A 3,002-nucleotide genomic window follows, 5' to 3' on the forward strand; every position below is an offset into this window, starting at 1 on the left:
CGCACCAAAGCGGTGAAGCCGCGTCGCGGCAGCGCGTTCTGCGCGGTCCGCAGCCCGGTCTCGGCGTGGTAGGCGATGGTGCGGCTGGCGCTGGACAGCATGCGCGACAACGCAAATCGGTCCCCGATGCCCAGCGCGGCGCTCACCTCGTCGGCGAATTGCGCCAGCAGTTGGTCGCGGCCGCGGCCCGATACCCGGTGCAGTTCGGTGCGGACGTCGAGCAGCGCCAGGTATGCGGCGTCCAGCGACCCCCCCGGCGCGTCCGGGTGGCCCATGCCGTGGCGGTCGATGAGCTGCGCGATGCCGAGCGCGTCGAGCAGTTGGACGTCGCGCAGCCCGCCGCGGCCGGACTTCAGGTCCGGCTCGGCCCGCTGCGCGATCCGCCAACACCGTTGCCAGCGTTCGTAAGTCATCGCGACGAGCTCGTCCATCCTGGACCGGATCGCGCTGCGCCACTGGCGCCGCGCCCCGTCGATCAGCTCCGCCGACAGCTGCGCGTCGCCGGCGATGTGGCGCGCGTCCAGCATGCCCAGCGCGGCCACCAGGTCGCTGTTGGCGACGCCCAGGGCGCCCGGCACCGTGCGCACGCTGTGGTCGAGCCGAACGTTGGCGTCCCACAGCGGGTACCACAGCCCGTCGGCGACGTGGCGCAGCACATCGTCAGACTTGTTGTCGTGCAACAACATCAGGTCGAGATCGGAATACGGCAGCAGCTCGCGGCGGCCCAAGCCGCCGACCCCGACGACTGCGAAGCCGCTGCCGTCGGTGATGCCGATCTCGCCGGCCTTGGCGACCAACCAGGATTCGTGGAGCTCCAGCCAGGCCTTCCGCAGTTCCGCCGCACCCAGCTCACGCCCCTCGGACAGCAGTAGGCGCCGGGAGGCAGCCAAATCGCTTGCCCCGCCGGCGCTTCCTGTTCCTGCTCCCGATGACTGTGGGTTTGTCATACCTTCCCGGCCCGTCCGGCCCGGTTCAGCGACGTCCCGCCATGGTCAGAGGGCATCGGTCCCGCGTTCACCCGTGCGCACCCGCACGATGGTTTCCACGGGGCTGACCCAGACCTTGCCGTCACCGATCTTGCCGGTGCGCGCCGCCCGGACGATGCTGTCCACGACCTTGTCCACGATGGAATCGTCGACCACCACCTCGATGCGCACCTTCGGCACGAAATCCACCGAGTATTCGGCACCCCGGTAAACCTCGGTGTGGCCCTTCTGACGTCCATATCCCTGGACTTCGCTGACCGTCATCCCCAGGATGCCCGCGTCCTCGAGGCTGGTCTTCACGTCATCGAGGGTGAACGGCTTCACGATTGCGGTGACTAGCTTCATGCCTGCTCTGCCTCCACTTTGTCGCCCACTCGATCCTCCTCCAGACCGTTGCGGTCATCCACCGGAATCCGCGCGGCCGGGAGAACGGACCCTTGCCCACCGATCGTTCCGAAATCGTAACCGCTCTCCGCGTGCTCGGCCTCGTCGATCCCGTTTGATTCTTCCTCGGCGCTCACGCGCAGCCCGATCGTGTACTTGAGGATCAAGGCCAGGATCAGCGTGACGATGCCGGAGTAGAAGAGGACGGCGAACGCGCCGACCGCCTGCCGCTCCAGCTGGGCCCAGCCGCCGCCGTAGAACAACCCCTTCGACACCCCGGCCACGCCGTTGATGGCCGTGGACTCGGGAGCGGCGAGCAGGCCCACCAGCAGCGTGCCCGCCAGACCGCCGATCATGTGCACGCCGACCACGTCGAGCGAGTCGTCGAAGCCGAACTTGAACTTCAGCCCGACCGCCAGCGCGCACACCACTCCGGCCACCGCCCCGACGACGATCGCGCCCAGGATGTTGACCGACGAGCAGGACGGCGTGATCGCCACCAGCCCGGCGACGATGCCGGACGCCGCACCCAGCGTCGTGGGCTTGCCGTCACGGATGCGCTCGGTCAGCAGCCAGGCCAGCATGGCCGTGGCCGTGGCGACCGTGGTGGTCATGAACGTCGACCCGGCCGAGCCGTTGGAGCTGGTCGCCGAGCCGGCGTTGAACCCGAACCAGCCGAACCACAGCAGGCCGGCGCCGAGCATCACGAAGGGCAGGTTGTGCGGCCGGAACAGCGTCGTGGGCCAGCCGCGGCGCTTGCCCAGGACGATCGCCAGGGCCAGGCCCGCCACACCGGAGTTGATATGGACCGCTGTCCCACCGGCGAAGTCGATCGCGTGCAGCTTGTTGTTGATCCAGCCGCCGTGCTCGGACGCGAAGCCGTCCGCGGCGAAGACCCAGTGCGCGACCGGGAAGTAGACCAGCGTCGCCCACAGCCCGGCGAACACCAGCCAGGCGGTGAACTTGAGCCGGTCGGCCACCGCGCCCGAGATCAGGGCGACGGTGATGATCGCGAACATCAGCTGGAAGGCGACGAAGACGGTGGCGGGCATCGTGCCGGCCAGCGGGATGTCCACCTGCGTGACGCCCTTGCTCGCGTCCGCCTTGACGGCGTTGCCGCCGATCAGCTTCGCCAAGCCCCAGTAATCGGTCGGGTTGCCCACGACGCCGCCCCGGTCGTCCCCGAACGACATCGAGTAGCCGTAAAGCACCCACAGCACGGTGACCACGCCCATCGCGCTGATGCTCATCATGATCATGTTGAGCACGCTTCTGGTGCGCACCATGCCGCCGTAGAAGAACGCAAGGCCCGGCGTCATCAACAGCACTAGCGCGGAACTCGCCAACATCCAGGCGGTATCGCCGGTATCGGGTTGGCCCAATTGCGGGAATGCCACTCGCTCACCTCCGGTAAGGACATGAATGGCCGTCAGGCGACGCCTGTGACCTGATCCAGAACCTTGCGAGATGGTTGTTTCCGCAGTGGGGCCACCGTGTTTCGGCGGTATTAACGTCCCGCGCTGCGTGTTAGGGGTTTCAGCCGAGCAGGGCGTCGACGAAGGCGCCCGGCTCGAACGGCGCGAGGTCGTCGGGACCCTCCCCGAGCCCGACCAGCTTCACCGGCACCCCGAG

The 3,002-nt window shown here is 68.2% G+C and carries 3 protein-coding genes and 1 pseudogene; all 4 read right to left on the reverse strand.

What is annotated here, in order from left to right; all coding sequences use genetic code 11:
• Positions 1-947: pseudogene (locus A5702_RS22410) on the reverse strand ([protein-PII] uridylyltransferase); the annotation flags it as partial.
• A gap of 45 nt (positions 948-992) precedes the next feature.
• On the reverse strand, positions 993-1,331 hold the full coding sequence (gene glnB, locus A5702_RS22415; protein ID WP_055404843.1) for a nitrogen regulatory protein P-II: 339 nt from the start codon (positions 1,329-1,331) through the stop codon (positions 993-995).
• Positions 1,328-2,719 carry an ammonium transporter gene (locus A5702_RS22420; protein ID WP_055404842.1) on the reverse strand — a complete coding sequence of 464 codons (1,392 nt, stop codon included), beginning with the start codon at positions 2,717-2,719 and terminating at the stop codon, positions 1,328-1,330. The genes glnB and A5702_RS22420 overlap by 4 nt, the downstream gene beginning before the upstream one ends.
• Positions 2,720-2,906: 187 nt before the next feature.
• Positions 2,907-3,002: hypothetical protein (locus tag A5702_RS26520; RefSeq protein ID WP_156669718.1), on the reverse strand; the 96-nt coding region annotated here is incomplete at its 5' end.

Origin of the sequence: Mycobacterium sp. E3339 (genome assembly GCF_001666915.1) — a bacterium.
Taxonomy (GTDB): domain Bacteria; phylum Actinomycetota; class Actinomycetes; order Mycobacteriales; family Mycobacteriaceae; genus Mycobacterium.